The sequence below is a fragment of the Oleiharenicola lentus genome (assembly GCF_051660365.1).
GTDB classification, from domain to species: Bacteria; Verrucomicrobiota; Verrucomicrobiia; order Opitutales; family Opitutaceae; genus Lacunisphaera; species Lacunisphaera lenta_A.
Genome location: NZ_JBOZXB010000002.1, coordinates 174,847 through 193,097, shown reverse-complemented (window position 1 = coordinate 193,097; position 18,251 = coordinate 174,847). Strand labels below are relative to the sequence as shown.

Sequence of the window (18,251 nt, the reverse complement as noted above, 5' to 3'; positions counted from 1 at the left end):
ACTATAGCCCAGGCCCTCCTCCGCCCAATTCGGGTGCTTCGTGAAATTCGTGTCGCGGTTCCGTTCGTCAGGACTGCGGAGGCATTCCGCTCATATGGAGCACGCCCCAGCCGTGGCCATCGGGGTCGACGAAGCTGTGCGAATACATGAAGCCGAGATCCTCGGGCTTGTCGTAACTCGTGCCACCGGCCGCGAGCGCCTTCGCCACGAGGTCGTCGACTTCCTGCCGACTCGCGCAACTGAGGCTGATCAAAACTTCCACCGCCTTGCTCGTATCGCAGATCGCCTTGGGCGTGAACTGGCGGAATTTATCATGCGTCAGCAGCATCACATAGATCGTGTCGCTGATCACGATGCAGGAAGCGGTCTCGTCGGTGAACTGCGGATTGTGGTTAAATCCGAGGGCTTTGAAAAAGGCCATCGACTTGGGCAAGTCAACGACCGGCAGGTTGAGGAATATCTGTTTGTTCATGGGAAATGGAGGCTCGTTTCAATACTCCAACGAACGAACCGCCCCATTCCGGACAAACCCGAATATTTGGACACGAATTGCACCAATTATCACGAAACCAACCCGCCACTTCCTATCATCAATTCGTGTGAATTCGTGAAATTCGTGTCTCCGATCGCACGCCCGCCACGAAGAACGGAATCGAGCCCACATAGACATACGCCAGAAACGGATCGTGGAAATAGATCTCAAACGTCGTCGCATGCGCATTCCTGCCCTCAAGGTGCGGTTCCCACAGCAGGAACCCAAGGGCGCCGATCCCCAAGAACACCACCCCCATCTGCAGCGGTAAAGCCAAGTTTCGATTCATAGTTGGTGCATTCATCAGCGGCAATGGTGCCTCAGCTCGGTGAAGCCAGGATGAAGTGAACAAGAATTCCGCTTGAGAATAACTAACATCCTAGCCGACGATTGCCCCCATGCTCGCCATTATATGAGAAGGCTTCTGGCCCACCTTGCTTAAGGCCTTACATCACCGTTGTAGTGGGCCTGATAACCCATGCTGTTACGGGTTTAAAGCAGATCACACGTTTGCCAAAACTTGGTTAGAATCCCATTCTAGCGTCAAGGTTTCGCCAATTCCCTCAGAGTATTCGGGATTGTAGTTCCGGCAAGGTGCATAAATGAGGCAGCTCTCGACCAAATTTCTATGAACTCGATATAGTGAAACCGCCGAAGTTTTAGGACCGAGCGAGGCCAATATAAGGTTTGCACCTAATCCAATCTTTATAGCCGCTCCCATCATTTGCTCAAAGCCCCAGTCAGCGGAATAGCAGCTTACGCCGTGTAGGCTGATCGTCTTGTCGCGCTTGCCGAACCGCGTTTTGTGGCGCTCTTCATTTTTAGCACGATTCTCGTCGCGAGTGCCAGCGGGTGAATCCTGAAACAGGATCAGCGTCTCGCTTGGCTCGAATGAGACAATGAACTGCTCACTGCGGTCCTCGTCGTAGCCAGATACAATCATCAGCCGGGTCGGCAGATCCAGCGTCGGCAGTCCGCCGAGCTTCGGGACAATATGAGGAAGCTCCGGCTCGCTGCCGCACCAATCGCCATGTTTTTTCGCGCGGTGATATACAATTGTTCCTGGCAACCCCGCCTCGGTCAGAAGATCCAGAGTGATCCATAGCGCCTCGCGCGGCATAGTGGTGATGTCCAAGACGAATGAATCGAAGTCGCGTGCCGGATCAGCCAGCGCCAAGCGGATCTGGCGCCAAACGGTAACATAGGCCGGTGTTCGGCGCCGGCCAGACTCACCGGAAACAGAATACATAGGCAGTTCGACGAGGGAAAGCTCGGCATTGCCCACCTTGGCTCCGAGGGACATGCGCGCGTCGAGCGTGCGATCACCGAACTCGGTGAACCAGAGGCAGAGAACCTTGTTGAACTGATGGTCCTTAAGCACCCGGTCAGCCCCAAGTAGAAACCGAGGCTCCCAACTCGCCGCCGTGATGAATAACTTGCGCGCGTTCACGTGACACCTCCCTCAAACATCGAGAGCTGGCCGGCCTCTCCCCTGTCTATCCGCAGTTTTTCCTCAGGACTGGAGGGCAGCGGTTTGTTCTCAAACGCGGCCGCCCACAGAAAGCGTGCCTCGATTGAAACACGGGCGTTCTGGCCCACCGGATCGAGTCCCCGGTCGATCCACAGCAGACGGTCGAACGTGTAATACTTGTCCTGCCTGCCGTCATCTTTGCCGGTGCTCAGGCGCGCAAAAAGTATCTGGGCTCGCCTTGCGGAGCGAAAGAGACGGTCGAGCTGTTCGCGCTGCTCTACGCTGATTTTGTCGGGAGCCGACACAGAAAATGAAATGGCCCGGGGCTCTGATTGGTGGTTGAGCAGACGGTATTTGAACAGCACGGCCAACTGGTCGAGCAGCTGATGAATGTTAGTCGCATCGGCACGCGTGCAGTCCTTAACGCTGGCATTAAAGCCGTCGCCAATCCACTCCCATCGCCGCTTGCTCATTTCCTGCAGGCAGACCGTCTGCACCGCAGGCGGAATCACCTCCAGCGTCAGCGACTTGTCGTCTTGGGCCGACACCGCGCGGTCATACATCTCATAGCAGGGTTCGAGCAGGTAGCGTATGACTCCCGTTGACACGTGCACCAGCAGGTCGAATCCAGAATAAGGTGGCCGATTCGCCGTCGCGGGCCGACCGCGAAAATAAAGCGCCCGATCCACCTTGTTCACATAGTCGCGCACCTGCCGGCCCTCCAATCCCCTGCTTTCCGCGTCGGCCCTCGCCTTTTCGGAAGCTGCCGCGAGCTCGGTCACAAAAGTTGGGTTAGCCGGAAAAAAAACGTCAGCGCTCGTGTTAATGCCCGCCTGCGAAAGCCGGCGGTTGACGATCTTGCGCGCCAAGCGCCCATACGAAGCTTCGCTGTTCTGGAAATCTTGCTCTAGGTCGACGCGAAGAAAGTCATGCCGCTCCAGCAGGCCTCCCCCCGTGGTAGTCGTAAGCGGGCGCTGATCAACAGCGCTCGTTGCGACCTTAAAACTGATCCGGGATGTGTCCCTCACGGCGATCCATGAGTTCACGGTCTCGTTCTGATAGTCCGAGAGCTCCTCGGCATCGTCAAACATCAGGCTGAAGTGGCTCTTCTTCAATCGCGCCACAGCGTTCGTCAGCATCTCTACCAGCGGCTGGAATGCCGTGGAAAAGGTGACGACATTATCATAGTGACTGTCGATCACTCGCTTGTTCAGCTCGCGCTGAGCGAGAATCCACTCCTTCTTCGCGGTGCGGGCCAAGCCATCGAACAGCGGAACACCGTCGGGCAGCTCCCACGGCAGGATGTCGGGAATCGTCTGGCGGACGTCGGCATCCTCCTCAGGCGTCAGCAGATCCGGGACTGAGGCTAGAGATTCGGCCAAACTGAAAATCATCGCCGTCACTAGAAGATGCTCCCCCGTCAGCCGGCCGAGAAACGGTGAGAGCAGCTCTGGCTCGGTCTTGCCAAGGCCCGGCTTGCGGCACGGCACATAGATACCGATGAAATCCAGAAGCTGCGCGACAGGCTTCTCACCCTTGCCCGCTAGGAAGTGCTGCACCGGCAGGCTGTAGAACCGCAGGGCCATGGTCTTGCCCGTGCCTCGGTCGCCGAGGAGAAAGACATTTTTTCGCGATTCTACAAACCGGGTGTAAGTCTCGTCCGGGATAAAGTAGTCCACCATCTCCTCGACCGTGAACTTGTTGGCCGCCTCGAATTCAAAAGGATTTGCTGGCATGTGTGGATGAGTTGGGGAGGCCCAGCAGTTAGACTGAAGCGGAGGACACCGCGCTTTCAAACACCTTCATCAGCGCGTCAACACTGTAGGCGGGGTTGTCCTGGGTAAATTTCGATGGGCCCATGTCGTCGGGCAAGATCAGGTCGGTCAGCACGATATTGGGCAGCTCATGGCGCAGATCTTGTCTCTTGAGATGGAAATGGAAAGAAACCTCAGTCCGCTTGAACGGCGCGAGGAGTGAACAGTAATGCCGGTTATATTTTCGCTCCAGCTCCATCTTGACGATCCGCTGATAGCAGAATTCTAAAAGCGCCCGCAGACGCTTTTCGTCGAACTCTGCGCCCCAGCCCTCCGGCATGATGTCGATGTGGTAGACCAATGCCAGCCGGCCGTCATCCCGCCCAATATGCACCATGCAGACACTCGCATAGTCATGGAACACTTGGGATGACTCCGCATACTTGAAGTGCTGCTGCATGAACAGAGAAGTCCGCTGAGGGCCCTCTGCTAGCTCATCGGCCAAACGCAGGATCGCGGCAATGCGCCGACAGTCTACTCGCTTCGCGCGGAACAGTCCGTTGCTTTCCAAAGGGCCGATCGTGTCCGAAGAACCTGCTGCCGTCTTGCCGCCATGGGCCTCCACGATCTTGAACAGGATTCGGCGCTCGGCTAGGAGGCCTTCGTCCTTTCCGCGCGCGAACTCATAGGCCTCCTTGAGGCGGTGCTTGTGGTCTTTCCGTCCGAATACGTTGCCGACGTCGTGAAAAAGGATGGCGAGCATGAGGAAATAAAATTCCATCGGCTCCAGTGACTTTTTGCTTTCCTTGCCGACACACTGCTCCTTACCAAGCAATTCGTAGGCATTGTTCAGCACATTTTTGATGTGGGCAGGACCGTGGTCGCTGAGATGTGGTTCTGACGCCCTGATGTAAGGAAGGACCTCGTTGAAGAGCTTCGCCCGCGCGCCAATGTAGCCGGCCCACAGGTCGGCATCGAGGTGCATCTTGGCGCATTTTTCGCACAGTTTCTCGATCTCTGTAAGTGAATCCATGGGCAAAATATTGTCAGCAGGCGTCAATGATGGCGCGAAAGACAGCCTCCGCGAGCAGAGGGGGAACGGCGTTCCCAACTTGCTGCTGCTGGAATCCGATGCTACCGAGAAACGCATAGCGATCAGGGAACGATTGGAGGCGCGCGGCCTCCCGAACGGATAGGCCGCGATCCTGTTCGGGATGAATCAACATGTTCTTGCGATAGTTGCCGATCACCACCGATGGCTCGTCCCATTTCAGACGCCGGTATATCCCGGTATGGCGGCTACGGTCATCAACCAGATTGGTATAATTTTTCATTAACCGCTTGGGAATGTCCGTCCAGTTGCCTCCAGGGGGAATATGACGGTAGCGCTCAAGCACGAGATCGTTGTTGGTCGTCACGAGGTGCCCAGTGCAGGATGCACGCGTCCCGCGCATCTTTTTAGCGTAGGCATGTGAAGCCGAAATTCGGTAACGGAGTTCGTCAACGTCCGCGCCAACGGCAAGCCGCGGAAGGTCGGCAATCGCCTGACGAACGGTGACCGGATGCGTAACGCCTCGCTTCGGCAGGCTGGGCAGGTTGCCGCGGCGCCTTCCGATAAAGAAGAGCCGGTGCCTTTTCTGGGGCACACCGTAGTCGGCGGCGCAGAGTGACCAGACCGCCGAGGAATATCCGAGGTTGTGAAACTCATCCAGAATCATATCCTCGAACTGCCCCTGAGCGGTTTCGCGGAGCCCTTTGACATTTTCCAAAACGATCCAATCGGGTTTACCAAAGCGAGCAAAACGGAAGAATTCCCCAAAGAGCCAGTTACGCGGATTGCTGGTCGACCGAGTGCGCTGATTCGAGGTGGAAAAGCCTTGGCATGGTGGCCCACCAAATAAAATGCTCAATGATCCAGTCTTTTTGTTCACAGGTGCAACCAGACGAATGTCTTTATCAATCAGCCGTGTCTGGGGATGATTTATACGGTAGGTCTCCGCAGCAGCTGGATGATTTTCAATTGCATGCGTAACATCAACTCCGGCCAGTTGAGCACCCAAGGACAACCCGCCCGCCCCTGCAAACAAATCAATCCCAAGAATCTTTGGCTTTCTCACCATATCATTATCAGCACGCCACCCATAAAGATGGGTAAAAGTTACGTTCGGTGAGTAAAGTGGCAGACATAGGGCATTCAATGGCCAATCAAATCTCGATTGGCCAGCAGGCCCTTACTGCAAAGTTCAAAGACTGATTTATCTGCTGCCAACTCTTTTCCGACCAAGCGCGCAACTTTATGCCGATAAGAAGCCTTCGCCTAGGCTTCGTCACGACGAGGATGCTTAAACTAGCCTGAGGCACTTGCGCGCTTCCAAAGCTAGCTCGTTGAAGCGCTCAGCATTTTCCGGTTTTCGATAATCAGTGCCATAGGTGGGCACGATTTCGGCCATGTGCGGGCTGGTCATTAAATGCGGGAAGCTCTTCTTGATCACATCGAGGACGATGTTGACCGAGACGGATACGCCGGGGCTGGCACCGAGCAGGGCGGACATGGATTTGTCGGCGCTGGTGAGGACTTCAGTGCCGAAGTGGACGATGCCGGCTTGGTTTTTATTAAACTCAAACGGTCGGAATCGTGCCGCAGTCGATGACGTATTCGCTGCCGTGGATGGCGCTCGCGCGGGGTGATGCGAGGAATGCGACCAACTCTGCAATCTCTGCGGGCCAGGCGGGGCGGCCGAGCGGGATGCCACCAAGGGAATCTACGATGCCTTGCCGGGCGGTGGCTTCGTCGGTGCCCGCGTTGGCAGCGAGTCGTTTCACGAACGTTTCGGAGGCGGCAGTGTAAATCCAGCCCGGGGCGATGGAGTTCACGCGCACGCCTTGCGGGCCGGTTTCCTTGGAGAGTGCTTTGCTGTAGGCGCTGAGCGCGGCTTTGGCGGCGGCGTAAGGCGTCGTCGAATCGTGCAACGGCAGCTGCCGCTGAATGGAACTGATGTGCAGCACGACGCCGGATTTTTGCGCAAGCATTCCCGGAACGAGCAGGCGATCGAGTCGCACCGCGGCGAGCAGATTGAGGTTCAGTTCATTCTGCCAGTGTTCCTCGGTCGCGGCGGAAAATCCTCCGCCCGGCGTGGTCGAGCCGCCGACGTTGTGCACAATGATATCCACGCCACCAAATTCGCGCGTCACCGTTTCCGCCACCGTGGCGGCTCCGGCGACCGTAGATAAATCGGCTTGGACAAATCCTGCGAGCGGCAGTCCTTCCGGACGAGTTGAGCGCGCAGTGGTGATGACGCGCGCGCCGCCAGCAGCGAGTCGGCGCACAATTGCTTCGCCGGCGCCTTTGGTGCCGCCGGTGACGAGCACGCGTTGGCCGGAAAATTCATCGAGCATGACAGAAAAAGTGGGAGCGGTGGTTTTCATTGGATTGCGATTTGAGTGATGTGGCCGGCGCGGACGGTGAAGGCGTAGTCCAACTCGATCGGACTGCCGGGAAAGTTTCCGGAAACCCGCGCGGTCGCGACGGTGCGCTCGCCCGTGGTTTCAGCACGCAGCGGTTCGGCCTGTGCCTGGTATTTGCGGTGGGTCTCGTCCATCCACGCTTGGATCGCCGCGCGCCCGCGGTGAGTGTGACCTTCGTCACGGGCCTCGGCGTCAGTCGCGAAGCACGCGGCGGTTTCGACACTTTTGCCGGCATTCGAGGCCGCCCAATACGCAGCGATTACGGGAGGGAGTTCAGGGATTGGTTTTTGTGCTTTCATCCCTGGAGTTTAACCGAAGGCTTCATTTATGGGAAGAACCCACAAAAAAGTAAGTAACCCTCCCGCGAAGAAAGCGTGGACAGCCGTCACTGCCGCGGAAGCCGTCGAGCAAGCGCTCGCAAGGCTCGAAGGCCGCTGGAAATTTCTGATCCTCTTCCAACTTTTCGGCGGACACGTGCGCCGCTTCTCCGACTTGGAACGAGCGATTCCCGCCGTCACGCAAAAGATGCTCGCGCAACAATTGCGTCAGTTGGAGCGCGACGGAATCGTCACGCGGAAAATTTATCCGGAGATCCCGCCAAAGGTAGAATACTCGCTCACCGAGTGGGGCCAATCGCTCTGCCCAATCCTCGATGCGTTGCTGAAATGGTCGGACAAAAAGCCGGAAGTGAAAGTTGAAGTGACGGCGCCGGTGCCCGTCGCAGCCAGTGCAGCGAGGTAGTGTAGAATCGTTCTCGTTCTCCTACTCTTTCTCGTTCTCGGATCAGATCGAACTCTGCTCGATCTCCGAACGAGAGAAAGAGAACGATTACGAGAAAGAGAATGATGGCAGAGGCGGCCTGCTCGGCTTGCCCGCCATAGCTTTAGCGGCGGCGGGAGATCGGGCCCTCCCTTCTCTGCGCTCTTTGCGTGCTTCTGTTATAACTAGATCGAGCAAAGGGCGGTTAACCCCGTTTCGGCCTGCTGGCTGGCCGGGATTTGTCCGGGCCAGATCGCCCGGCAAAGGATAACCGCCCCTACCTCAGATCAGTTTCAGCTGACGTCGAGCGATCGTCATCAGTTCGTCGAAACGCGCAGCGTTCTCCGGTTTGCGATAGTCCGTTCCATACGTCGGGATAATCGCTTCGACGCGCTGCTTGCCGGCTTCGCCAGCGAGTAAATGCGGGAAACTCGTCTTGATGACTTCCATCACGATGTTGACCGAGACGGATGCGCCCGGACTCGCGCCAAGGAGCGCGGACATGGATTTGTCGGCGCTGGTGAGGACTTCGGTGCCGAAGTGGACGATGCCGGCTTCGCCGTCGGTCTTCTTGATCGCCTGCACGCGGATGCCGCCGTCGATGAGTTTCCAATCTTTCTCCTGCGCGTTCGGGTAAAAAATGCGGAGGACGCGCATGCGTCCGGCCATGCTCTGCGTGCCTTGCTGGATGAGGTAGCGCGTGAGCGGGAAATTCGTGGCGCCGATTTTGAGCAGCGTCATCAGGTTATGCGGCTTGATGGAACGGATCAAATCCGCGCGACTGCCCGTGCGGTGCAGGAAGCGCGTGGTCCACGCGGCGAACGGCCCGAAGAGGAGTGTCTTTTTGCCGTCGAGTATACGCGTGTCAAGGTGCGGCACGGCCATCGTGGGCGCTTCGGGAAGATTTTGTCCGTAAACCTTGGCTTGATGCTTCGCGACGATCTCGGGCGTATCGCACACGAGCCAGTTGCCGCCGATCGGGAAACCGCCGAGGCCCTTCGCTTCCGGCAAACCCGCCATCTGCAAAAGCAAAATGCTGCCGCCACCCGCGCCGACGAACACAAACTTCGCGCGGGTTTTATGCGCTTCGCCAGTTTTGAGATTCTTAACTTCGATCTCCCATCTCCCATCTGCCCTCTTCTCCAACCCGACGACCTTGTTGCTCGCAGCCACTGCGCAATCGGGTTGCTGGTCGAGCCACGCGAGGAGTTTGCGCGACACGACGCCGAAGTTCACATCGGTGCCCCCGTCCATCTTAGTCGCGGCGATCGGCACGTTCGGATCGCGGCCTTCTGTGAGCAACGGAGCCCACGAGCCGATCTTCTTCGGGTCGGTTGAAAATTCCATCGGCGCGAAAAAGTGATGCGCCGACATGCCCGCGTAACGCGACTTGAGAAACGCCACCTGGTCATCGCCGTGCACGAAACTGATGTGTTGGACCGGATTGATGAACTCTTTCGGATTTTCGATCATGCCGCTCGCGACGGCGTGGCCCCAGAATTGAAGCGATTGCTCGAACTCCTGAAAGATATCGATGACCTTCTGCACCTTCACCGGACTGCCGTCGGCCGGTTTCGGCGTGTAACTGATTTCGCAAATGCCCGCGTGGCCGGTGCCGGCGTTGTTCCAGCCGTTGGAGCTTTCGTAGGCGAGTTCGTCCGCGGCCTCATAGACTTGAATCCGCAGCGTCGGGTCGAGTCGCTTGAGCAGCGCACCCAAGTTGGCGGACATGACGCCGGAGCCGATGAGCACGACGTCGGGATTATCGATATGAGTGGCAGGAGAAGTCATGGAAGAAAACGGAAACGTAGCCGGGAATAATCTTTCTCTTAATCTTACTCGTTCTCTTTCTCTCGGTTAATTCTTTTCGCTCTCAATGCTCCGAAGGGAGAAAGAGAAAAATTAAGAGAAAGAGAACGATGACGGACTAGACGCGTTTGGAGAGCACGGAGGATTCGTAGCTCGCGACTTCCTTCAACCAGTCGGCGCCGGCGGGGACCTTGTCGCGTTGGCAGAGTTCGTCCCATACCGCACCCCACGGGAGCGAGCGGGTCAATTCCATGAGCGCGAGACGCTCGTGCGGGCGGCCGGAGTTTTCCGCGCCTTGGATCAGCTTGGTCGGGTCGAGCAGGCCGAGAAGAATCGCCTGACGCGTCGAGCGCGCGCCGATCACGTAAGCCGCGAGGCGGTTGAGCGAAGCGTCGAAGAAATCGAGCGCGACATACACGCGGTCCCACGAATCGCCGCGGGCGATTTCGAGGAAGAGGTTGCGCACGGCGTCGTCGAGGATGACGACGTGATCGCTGTCCCAACGGATCGGGCGGCTCGTGTGGAGCAGCAGCTTTTTGTGGAATTGGAGATGCGCGGACACCTTGTCGGCGACGGACTCGGTCGGGTGATAATGGCCGAGGTCGAGACAGAGGACCTTGTCGCGGGAGAGCGCGTAGTTGGAATAAAATTCCTGCGAACCGACGACGTATTCCTCGCTGCCGATGCCGAAGAGTTTTCCTTCAACGGCGTCGACGCAGAGTTTGGTGTTCACCGACTTGTCGGCGAAGATCGTATCGTAGGATTCCGCGAGGCGTTCGCGCGGCGCGTAACGATCGGCGGGCGCATCTTTGGCGCCATCTGGCACCCAGTGGTTGATCACGCTCGGCGTGCCGAGGGTCTTGGCGAAGCTCTCCGCGATGTGGCGGCTGGCTTTCGCGTGGTTGATCCAGAACTTGCGGATGTTCTTGTCGGCGTCGGACAGCGTGAAGCCGGAGTTGGCTTTCTCGTGATTGAAATAGGTCGGATTGAAATCGAGGCCGATCTTGTGCGACTTGGCCCAGCCGAGCCAGCGGGCGAAATGTTGCGGTTCGATCTCGTCGCGGTCGACGATATCCGTGCCCGTCTCCGCGTAAAACGCGTGGAGGTTGAGACGCTGTTCGCCAGGGAGCAGCTTCAAGACCTGGTCGAGGTCGGAGCGCATCTCATCGCCGTTGCGCGCGCGACCGGGATAGCTGCCGGTGGCCATGGTGCCGCTTGCCGTGAGGCCGGTCTTCGGCGTCTCGAGACCGCGCACGTCGTCAGCCTGCCAGCAGTGCAGCGAGATCGGAATGTTGAGCGCGGCCTTGATGGCCTTCTCGGTGTCGACGCCGAGATCGGCGTAGGCCTGTTGCGCGAGTTTATAAGCGGCGGAAACTTGTTTGGAGGTGGGCATGGTTTTAAAATCTTTCTCGCTCTCTTACTCGTTCTTCGTTCTCAAAACTCCCGAACGAGAGAACGAGAACGAGTAAGAGAATGAGAACGATGGAGACAATTATAGAGGTTGATAGATAGTTTTCTTTAAATCAGCGCCGAGGTGTTGGCGGAAGGTTGCGAGATTCTTAACGGCGCCGAGCGAGACAAGTTGGCTGGCGAGATTGCCGACGGCGGTGCCTTCGAGTTGGAAGGAAACGACGGGCACGCCGGCGGCGTTAGCGGTGGCCTGACACAGGAGACGGTTCTTGGAACCGCCGCCGACGATCAGGATGCGTTTGAAGTTGCGGCCGGCGAGTTTTTCGAACGCGCGCATGGCGTCGGCGTGACCCTGGCCGAGGGAATCGCAAATCAAGCGGACGTAAGCGACGAGCGTCTTGGGCGCGCGGAGTTTGCGCTTCTTTAATTGCGCTTCGATCGCGGCCTTCATGTTCGGCGGATTCGCGAACGTGGTATCGGTGACGTCGAGCAACGCGGTGGAACGCGGGAGTTTTTCCGCAGCGGTGATGAGACTCGCCCACTCCTTGTCGTTCTTCGGGCGCTCGGCGAAATCCTTCATGATGCCTTCGAGCAACCAGAGCCCGATGACATTCGTGAGCGGACGGTAGCGACCGTCGCCGATGCGTTCGTTGGAAATGCGCGCGGCGAGCGCGGCTTTGCCGAGCACGGGCTTATTGCTTTCGAAACCGACGAGCGACCACGTGCCGGATGAGAGATACAAATCCGTGCCGTCGGGATTCGCCGGCATGGCATCATAGGCGGCGGCAGTGTCGTGGCCAGGGACGGCGATGACTTTCGCACCTTTCAATTCCGGAAAATCGCGGACGGTGCCGAGCTTGGTGCCGGATTTCACCGGTTCGGAAAACCAGTGCGCGGGAATGTGGAAATGATCGAGCGTCGCGCGCGACCAGCTCGTCGAATGCACGTCGAGCAACTGCGTGGTGGACGCAATCGTGAGTTCATTCTCCATGCGGCCACTCAACAGGTAGTTGAAATAATCCGGCAGAAACAAACAGCGCGTGGCGATATCGGTGACCGACGGACAGTTCGCAACCGTCTCGCCGAGTTGCAGCGAGGAGTTGTAAAAGACATTCGGAATACCCGTGGCCGCGTAGATGCGTTCGAGCGCGGCGGGCGTGCGCGCGAGTTTTTGCAGACCCGGTTGCACGCGGCTATCGCGGTAGGCGTGCGTCGGAAACACGAGACGGCCCGCATCGTTGAGCAGCACGTAATCGACGCCCCACGTGTCGACGCCGACGGAAGCCATCGTCGTCCCGCGCGGGAGCAGCGCGGCGGCTTTGCGGAGACCCGTCTGGATCTCCTGCCAGAGTCCGGCGATGTCCCAATAATCGTTCGGCCCGATCGAGCGGAAGCTGTTCGGGAAACGGTGCGCTTCCTGGAGCGTGAGCTGGTTTTTCGCCCACGTGCCGAGGATGACGCGCCCGCTGGTCGCGCCGAGATCAACGGCCGCGCAATGAAGGGGTTTATTTTTGGAAGGCATGACAAAAATAATCTTTCTCGTTCCTCTTTCTCTTAATCGTTCTCCCAGTTTTACCCGAGAGAAAGAGAAAGATTAAGAGAACGAGAAAGATTAATAATTAGCGAAGGAACGCTTCGTGCAGACCGCCGTCGACGGTGATGACCTGGCCGGTGGTCTTGCTGAGGCGTTTGCTGATGAGGAGGAAATACGCCTCGGCCTGGTCGGCCGGCGTGATCGGGGATTTCGTGAGCGTGCGGTCGGCGTAGAATTGCGCGAGCTTCGTCACGAGCGAATCGGTCGCTTCGTCGTCTTTGTAAGGAATGTTGTATTTCGCGAGCGAGCCGATGACGCGGTCGCGCGGGAACATTGCACTGCCCTGCACCACCGTGGCCGGTGCGACGCCGTTTACGCGGACAAGTGGCGAGAGTTCGATCGCGAGTTCACGCACGAGGTGATTCGCGGCAGCCTTTGAGGTGTCGTAAGCGAGCGAACCTTTCTTCGCGACAGCGGCGTTGGCCGAGGTCGTGAGGACGAGGTTGCCCTTGAGGCCCTGCTCTTTCCACGTCTTGAACGCTTCGTCGGCGACGAAGTAGCTGCCCGTGACGTTGATGTTAAAGGTGAGCGCCCACTTGTCGTCGGGGATGTGGCCGGAGGTGTCGCTCGGCACGAAGATGCCCGCGGTGACGCAGATGGAATCGAAGCCGCCGTAAGCGAGCGCAACCTTGTCGAGCATCGCACGGATGCTGGCGCGGTCCGTGATGTTGGCGGCAAGGCCGATGGCCGGACCGCAGTTGGAAAGACCCGTGCCGGCGACGCCGATGCCGACGCCATATTTGGCTTCGATTTCCTTGGCGGTGGCTTGCGCGGCGCCTTCGTTCAAGTCGACGCAGACGATGTGCGCGCCTTCCTTGACGATGCGGTGCGCAGTTTCCTTGCCGATGCCGGAACCGGCACCGATGACGATGACAACCTGGCGGGCGAGTTCTTTCTCGGCGGGCATGCGCTGGAGTTTCGCTTCTTCGAGCAACCAGTATTCGATGTCGAACGCCTCTTGTTGCGGAAGCGCGATGTATTTATCGATCGCTTCGGCGCCGCGCATGACTTCGACGGCGCAGTTGTAGAATTCGGCGGTGACGCGCGATTCAGATTTATCCTTGCCCCACGCGACCATGCCGACGCCGGGGATGAGCACGACGGTCGGGTTCGGGTCGCGCATCGCAGGCGAGTTAGCGTGTTTGGATTTTGTGTAATAGGCCGCGTAATCCTTGCGGTATTGTTCGAGGCCGGCGGCGAGCTTTTTCTTGAGTGACGCGAGGTCCTCGGTTTGCGGATTCCAGTCGACGTAGAGCGGCTTGATCTTCGTGCGGAGGAAATGATCCGGGCAGCTCGTGCCGAGTTCGGCGAGACGCGCGGCGTCCTTCGAGTTTACGAAGCGGAGAATCTTTTCGTCGTCCTGCACGGTGCCAATGAAACGCTTTTGTTGCGACACCTGGCCGCGGAGCCACGGGAGGATCGCGGAGAAGATCGCGTTGCGGCCTTCCGGCGCGAGCGTCTGGTATTTCGCGCCACCGAACGCCGTGGCGTCGCCGCCCTTGGCTTGGTATTTCGCGTCGATGTAAGCGGAGGCTTTTTCGATGAGGTCGAGCGTGAGGGTGTAGCACGCTTTCTCGTCGTTATCCCACGAGATGAAACCGTGCTGGCCCATCATAATCGCCTGCACCTTCGGGTTGTCCTGGGAGATTTTTTGCATCGCGAGGCCGAGTTCGAAACCCGGGCGCATCCACGGCACGTAGGCCATGTCGCCGCCGAAGATTTCCTTGGTGAGCTTCTCGCAATTCTCCGACGCGGCGATCGAGATGATCGCGTTCGGGTGCATGTGGTCGACGTGCTTGCCTGGGACGAATGAGTGCAGCGGCGTGTCTATCGAGGAAGCGCGCGGATTCAAGTTGAACGTCGCATGCGTATACATGCCAACCATGTCGTCTTCAGCTTTGGCTTTGAGGCCTTTATCGCTACGCGCGCCGTAGAGCTTCTGGAAATCGATCAGCTTCTGCTGATAGAGGGAGGAAAAATTCTCCCGCGTGCTCGTGCGCAAATCGCCGCCGGAACCTTTCACCCAGAGCACTTCCGTGGGCTGGCCGGTCAGCGGATCTTTCTCGGTCAACTTCGAGGACGTGTTACCGCCGCCGGTGTTGGTGATCCGCTGGTCGGCGCCGAGGATGTTGGAGCGGTAGATCAAACGACCGACCGGATCGAGCGAGGCCGCCTTGGCATCGTCCCAGGAATAATTCACGAATTTGTAGGAGGACATGTGGGTATGAGTTTAGTTGAGAGTTGAGTGCTGAGGGTTGAGAGAAGTTGCTTGGGAGCTGCAGGCTGAGAGCTGAACGCTTTTAAAGCCCGAGCGCTTTCTGGCGGTAATGCTCGTCGGGGCGGCCGGCGATGCGGGCGGAGACTGCGGGCGACAGGAAACGTGCGCCACCGAGAGCCACAGCACCGCAATAAATTTCCGCGGCCTTGGCGGCCATTAGCATGGCGGCGAACACCGCTTCCGGCGTGGAGCCGAGCGTGATGAGACCGTGATTTTCGAGGAGGATGACGCGCGGCGGCAGCGCGGTGCGTTTAATGAAAGCTTTCACGGCCGCGCGAATCGCCTGCGCGAGTTTCAGGCCGGGGTCGATATAGGGCACAAGCACGAACTCACCGCCGCAACACACGATCTCGTCCGGGCAGAGACGCTTCTTCGCGAAGACCTTCGCGTGCTTGGTCGCGAGGATCTTGTTCACTTCGACCGCGTGCGTGTGGCCGACAAAATTCACGCCCGGCAACGTCAGCAGATACGCGTGGAAGATCGCCTCGACCGAGGGCTTGCGCGCATTCGCGTCGACGCGCGCGGCGAACAGCGCTTCGTCGATCTGCGCGTCGGTCAGTTTCTTTTTATCAAGCAACGGCAGCAGCTTTTCGAAATAACATTCGGTGACGCCGGCCGGCGCGAGCGAACCGAGATTCGAACCACTCGCTTTCACCAGAAACGTTTTATCCGAAGTGCGCGCCGAGGTGTTGCCTTCGCCGAGGATGGCGAGCTTGCGGTCTTCGCGGCCGAGGTCGTGAGAGAGTTTGAGCAGCTGGTTGAGCGTGTCTTCAGCCATAAATTTAAGCGCGCAGGAGTTTCGAGGCGGGCAACTCGATTTGGTTTTCTGCAAAATTCTTCGCGGAGGCGTCGGTGATGAGCGCGGAAATCTGCGCCCAATTGGCGACGCGGTGCGGGGTCGCACGGCCAAGCTTGGTCGCATCGAGGCAGAATAAAGTTTTGGCCGCGTGCCCGAGCATCTCCTGCTGGAAAGCCGCGATGTGGTCGTGAGAGTTGGTGATGCCGGCGGCGTCCATCCCCTCGCCCGCCAAAAACGCGAAATCAAATTTCCAGTCCGCCAGCGCTTGCAGCGATCGCGCGCCCATCAGCGCCGCCTGCCGATTCAAAAACATCCCGCCGAGCACATGGAGTTCGAGCGACTCCACACCGCCCAACACCGTGGCCGCCGACAAACTATTCGTCACGACGACGAGTCCGCGAAAATCCCGACGTTGCTGCGTGAGCGAACGTGCGACGGCTTGAATCGTCGTGCCCGCATCGAGAAAAATTGTGCCTGTGCGCGGAATCTGCGCGACCGCCTTGCGCGCGATACGCTCTTTGGCAGAACGCGCGCGACCGGAACGTTCGTCCACGGAATCGAACGAGCTGTTGTAATCCGCCAGCGCGCCACCGTAAGTGCGCGTGATGTGACCGTTCGCTTCGATCGCCACGAGATCGCGCCGCGCCGTCGCTTCCGAGACGCCCAGACGCCGGCAAATCTCCGCCACCGGCAGGAAACCATCGAGCCGAATGAGGCTGCGAAGTTCCTCGCGACGACGGTCAACGAGATGCTGGGGCACGCGCATGAGAGATTCACGTCACCCAATTATATGATTGGGGTCAATCATATAACCGTGACGTCATTTCGTCATAAACGGGGCGGCGGGTAACTCCGCTTGGTTGAAAAGATTAGCACCTTCCGGCCAGTTGGCCCACGCGTAGCGCGCAGTCTTGGGTTCGGGGACTTCTGGGCTGCTCACCATCACGACGTTGCCCTCGATGTGGGCGTTGGCGGGGAAATATTTTTCATCGGCACCGGCGATTTCGAAGCCGCGCAGCGGGCCGTCTTTCGCCACGAGCCCTTCGTCGGCGTGGTCGAAGGATAAGCGAATTGCCGACTCGTCGACGACGCTGCCAGCCCATACGGGGCCGGAGAACTCCACGGCGCGTCCGTAGTTGTGCGCGAGCGCGAGCCGCGCGAAACGCTCGCCGAGCGGGGCTTTGTGGTGCGGGTGCACGTCTTTCTTTTCGCCGATGTCGATGGTGACGGCCATGCCGGTGTTCGGAATTTTAAGCGCCTCGGACTGCCAGGCGCGCACTTCGGGGCTGTTGCTCGCGTTGTCGAGCGCGGCGAGTTGCGCGAAATAAAATGGCAGTTCGCGGCCCCAGAGTTTGCGCCAGTCTTTGATGAGAAGTTCATTCCAACGCGGAAACAATTCGCGCGGCGCGGTGATCGATTCACCCTGATACCAAAGCACGCCGCGCACGGCGTAGGGCACGAGGGGCGCGAGCATGCCATTAAACATCACGGCGGGGTTGCGCTGGTTTTTTACGGGATCTTCGCCGGGGCGCGCGGGCGCGCGTTTCTTTTCCGCTTTCGCGAGTTCGACCGCGCGTTTCCAGTCTTCGATCTCCGCCTCGGTCGGCGCGACGTGTCCCCTCACCTGTTCGTCAAAGCGTTCGAGGACGGCTTTGAGTTCCGGTTCAGCGAGCATCGCTTCGCGGCGAATCCACGCGTGCGCGGTGCTCGCGCCGTAGGCGACCGTGACGATGCCGACGGGAACTTTGATTTCGCGCTGCAGTTCGCGCGCGAAAAAATACCCAACCGCCGACCACGCGGGCGTGTTTTCCGGCGTGCACACTTCCCACTTCCCTTCCACGCGCTCTTGCGGCGTGTAGGATTTTTGTTCGGCCGCCGTGAACATGCGAATCAGCGGATAATTCGCGGCGGCGATTTCCTTTTCTTCGTCGACCACGCCGGCCCAGCGGTAACGCGATTTCGAGAGCGTGAAGACCATGTTCGACTGCCCCGAAGCGAGCCACACTTCACCGACGAGCACGTCCTTCAACACCAACGGCGTCGGCGTGGCACTGCCACTGACTTTGAACTCACGACCGGTGGCAGAAGTCTTGAGTTTCCTTAAATCGATGCGCCATTTGCCGTCGGCGTTGGTGGTGGCCGTTAGCTTTTGACCATCGAACTCCACCGTCACTTTTTCCCCCACGTCTGCCCTGCCCCACACCGGCACGGGTAAGTCGCGTTGCAGCACCATGTGATCGGTGAACGGGCTCGCGAGTTGAACTGCGGCCGTCAACGCGGCGGCAAAATGTAGACCGGCAAGTGAAGCGATCAGGTTAAGAGGAAGTTTCATAGGGCTAATTTGTTAGCCACAAAAAGCGCAAAATTGGTTTTTACCGGG

General features: G+C 58.6%; 17 protein-coding genes. 1 reads left to right on the top strand and 16 read right to left on the bottom strand.

What is annotated here, in order from left to right:
* Positions 1-67: 67 nt before the first annotated feature.
* From ACRRQW_RS15610 to ACRRQW_RS15570, 9 genes are all read right to left on the bottom strand, one after another.
* Positions 68-472 carry a VOC family protein gene (locus tag ACRRQW_RS15610; RefSeq protein WP_438482529.1) on the bottom strand — a complete coding sequence of 135 codons (405 nt, stop codon included), beginning with the start codon at positions 470-472 and terminating at the stop codon, positions 68-70.
* Between the two features lie 118 nt (positions 473-590).
* Positions 591-809: a hypothetical protein gene (locus tag ACRRQW_RS15605; protein WP_438482528.1), complete on the bottom strand. Its 219-nt coding sequence runs from the start codon at positions 807-809 to the stop codon at positions 591-593.
* Positions 810-1,034: 225 nt separating this feature from the next.
* Positions 1,035-1,982: a hypothetical protein gene (locus tag ACRRQW_RS15600; RefSeq protein ID WP_438482527.1), complete on the bottom strand. Its 948-nt coding sequence runs from the start codon at positions 1,980-1,982 to the stop codon at positions 1,035-1,037.
* Positions 1,979-3,739 (bottom strand): ORC-CDC6 family AAA ATPase, encoded by a 1,761-nt coding sequence (locus tag ACRRQW_RS15595; protein ID WP_438482526.1) that lies wholly within the window; start codon positions 3,737-3,739, stop codon positions 1,979-1,981. The genes ACRRQW_RS15600 and ACRRQW_RS15595 overlap by 4 nt, the downstream gene beginning before the upstream one ends.
* A gap of 28 nt (positions 3,740-3,767) precedes the next feature.
* Positions 3,768-4,790 (bottom strand): HD domain-containing protein, encoded by a 1,023-nt coding sequence (locus ACRRQW_RS15590; RefSeq protein ID WP_438482525.1) that lies wholly within the window; start codon positions 4,788-4,790, stop codon positions 3,768-3,770.
* Between the two features lie 13 nt (positions 4,791-4,803).
* On the bottom strand, positions 4,804-5,877 hold the full coding sequence (locus ACRRQW_RS15585) for a DNA cytosine methyltransferase (RefSeq protein ID WP_438482524.1): 1,074 nt from the start codon (positions 5,875-5,877) through the stop codon (positions 4,804-4,806).
* Between the two features lie 222 nt (positions 5,878-6,099).
* Complete coding sequence (locus ACRRQW_RS15580; protein WP_438482523.1) at positions 6,100-6,471, bottom strand: malate:quinone oxidoreductase; 372 nt, start codon at positions 6,469-6,471, stop codon at positions 6,100-6,102.
* Positions 6,377-7,183 (bottom strand): SDR family oxidoreductase, encoded by an 807-nt coding sequence (locus ACRRQW_RS15575; RefSeq protein ID WP_438482522.1) that lies wholly within the window; start codon positions 7,181-7,183, stop codon positions 6,377-6,379. Before ACRRQW_RS15575 ends, ACRRQW_RS15580 begins: the two co-directional genes overlap by 95 nt.
* On the bottom strand, positions 7,180-7,521 hold the full coding sequence (locus ACRRQW_RS15570) for a nuclear transport factor 2 family protein (protein ID WP_438482521.1): 342 nt from the start codon (positions 7,519-7,521) through the stop codon (positions 7,180-7,182). The genes ACRRQW_RS15575 and ACRRQW_RS15570 overlap by 4 nt, the downstream gene beginning before the upstream one ends.
* Positions 7,522-7,549: 28 nt before the next feature.
* Between ACRRQW_RS15570 and ACRRQW_RS15565 the strand changes: the two genes are divergently transcribed.
* Entirely contained in the window at positions 7,550-7,963 is a 414-nt protein-coding gene (locus ACRRQW_RS15565; RefSeq protein ID WP_438482520.1) for a winged helix-turn-helix transcriptional regulator, read from the top strand.
* Positions 7,964-8,263: 300 nt separating this feature from the next.
* Here ACRRQW_RS15565 and mqo read toward each other — a convergent pair whose 3' ends face one another.
* From mqo to ACRRQW_RS15530, 7 genes are all read right to left on the bottom strand, one after another.
* Complete coding sequence (gene mqo / locus ACRRQW_RS15560; protein WP_438482519.1) at positions 8,264-9,772, bottom strand: malate dehydrogenase (quinone); 1,509 nt, start codon at positions 9,770-9,772, stop codon at positions 8,264-8,266.
* Positions 9,773-9,908: 136 nt separating this feature from the next.
* Positions 9,909-11,183, bottom strand: a complete 1,275-nt coding sequence (locus tag ACRRQW_RS15555) for an L-rhamnose isomerase (RefSeq protein WP_438482518.1) — start codon at positions 11,181-11,183, stop codon at positions 9,909-9,911.
* Positions 11,184-11,282: 99 nt separating this feature from the next.
* Positions 11,283-12,722, bottom strand: a complete 1,440-nt coding sequence (locus ACRRQW_RS15550; RefSeq protein WP_438482517.1) for a rhamnulokinase — start codon at positions 12,720-12,722, stop codon at positions 11,283-11,285.
* 97 nt (positions 12,723-12,819) lie between these two features.
* Positions 12,820-15,012, bottom strand: a complete 2,193-nt coding sequence (locus tag ACRRQW_RS15545) for a bifunctional rhamnulose-1-phosphate aldolase/short-chain dehydrogenase (protein ID WP_438482516.1) — start codon at positions 15,010-15,012, stop codon at positions 12,820-12,822.
* Between the two features lie 82 nt (positions 15,013-15,094).
* Entirely contained in the window at positions 15,095-15,850 is a 756-nt protein-coding gene (locus ACRRQW_RS15540) for a class II aldolase/adducin family protein (protein WP_438482515.1), read from the bottom strand.
* Between the two features lie 4 nt (positions 15,851-15,854).
* Positions 15,855-16,631 (bottom strand): DeoR/GlpR family DNA-binding transcription regulator, encoded by a 777-nt coding sequence (locus tag ACRRQW_RS15535; RefSeq protein WP_438482514.1) that lies wholly within the window; start codon positions 16,629-16,631, stop codon positions 15,855-15,857.
* 60 nt (positions 16,632-16,691) lie between these two features.
* Entirely contained in the window at positions 16,692-18,203 is a 1,512-nt protein-coding gene (locus ACRRQW_RS15530) for a sialate O-acetylesterase (protein ID WP_438482513.1), read from the bottom strand.
* Positions 18,204-18,251: the final 48 nt, after the last annotated feature.

Excerpts from the sequence above, each read along its gene's own strand:
- ACRRQW_RS15610 (WP_438482529.1), bottom strand. The coding sequence starts at position 472 with ATGAACAAACAGATATTCCTCAACCTGCCGGTCGTTGACTTGCCCAAG.
- ACRRQW_RS15595 (WP_438482526.1), bottom strand. The coding sequence starts at position 3,739 with ATGCCAGCAAATCCTTTTGAATTCGAGGCGGCCAACAAGTTCACGGTC.
- ACRRQW_RS15590 (WP_438482525.1), bottom strand. The coding sequence starts at position 4,790 with ATGGATTCACTTACAGAGATCGAGAAACTGTGCGAAAAATGCGCCAAG.
- ACRRQW_RS15585 (WP_438482524.1), bottom strand. The coding sequence starts at position 5,877 with ATGGTGAGAAAGCCAAAGATTCTTGGGATTGATTTGTTTGCAGGGGCG.
- ACRRQW_RS15575 (WP_438482522.1), bottom strand. The coding sequence starts at position 7,183 with ATGAAAACCACCGCTCCCACTTTTTCTGTCATGCTCGATGAATTTTCC.
- ACRRQW_RS15570 (WP_438482521.1), bottom strand. The coding sequence starts at position 7,521 with ATGAAAGCACAAAAACCAATCCCTGAACTCCCTCCCGTAATCGCTGCG.
- ACRRQW_RS15565 (WP_438482520.1), top strand. The coding sequence starts at position 7,550 with ATGGGAAGAACCCACAAAAAAGTAAGTAACCCTCCCGCGAAGAAAGCG.
- mqo (WP_438482519.1), bottom strand. The coding sequence starts at position 9,772 with ATGACTTCTCCTGCCACTCATATCGATAATCCCGACGTCGTGCTCATC.
- ACRRQW_RS15555 (WP_438482518.1), bottom strand. The coding sequence starts at position 11,183 with ATGCCCACCTCCAAACAAGTTTCCGCCGCTTATAAACTCGCGCAACAG.
- ACRRQW_RS15550 (WP_438482517.1), bottom strand. The coding sequence starts at position 12,722 with ATGCCTTCCAAAAATAAACCCCTTCATTGCGCGGCCGTTGATCTCGGC.
- ACRRQW_RS15545 (WP_438482516.1), bottom strand. The coding sequence starts at position 15,012 with ATGTCCTCCTACAAATTCGTGAATTATTCCTGGGACGATGCCAAGGCG.
- ACRRQW_RS15540 (WP_438482515.1), bottom strand. The coding sequence starts at position 15,850 with ATGGCTGAAGACACGCTCAACCAGCTGCTCAAACTCTCTCACGACCTC.
- ACRRQW_RS15530 (WP_438482513.1), bottom strand. The coding sequence starts at position 18,203 with ATGAAACTTCCTCTTAACCTGATCGCTTCACTTGCCGGTCTACATTTT.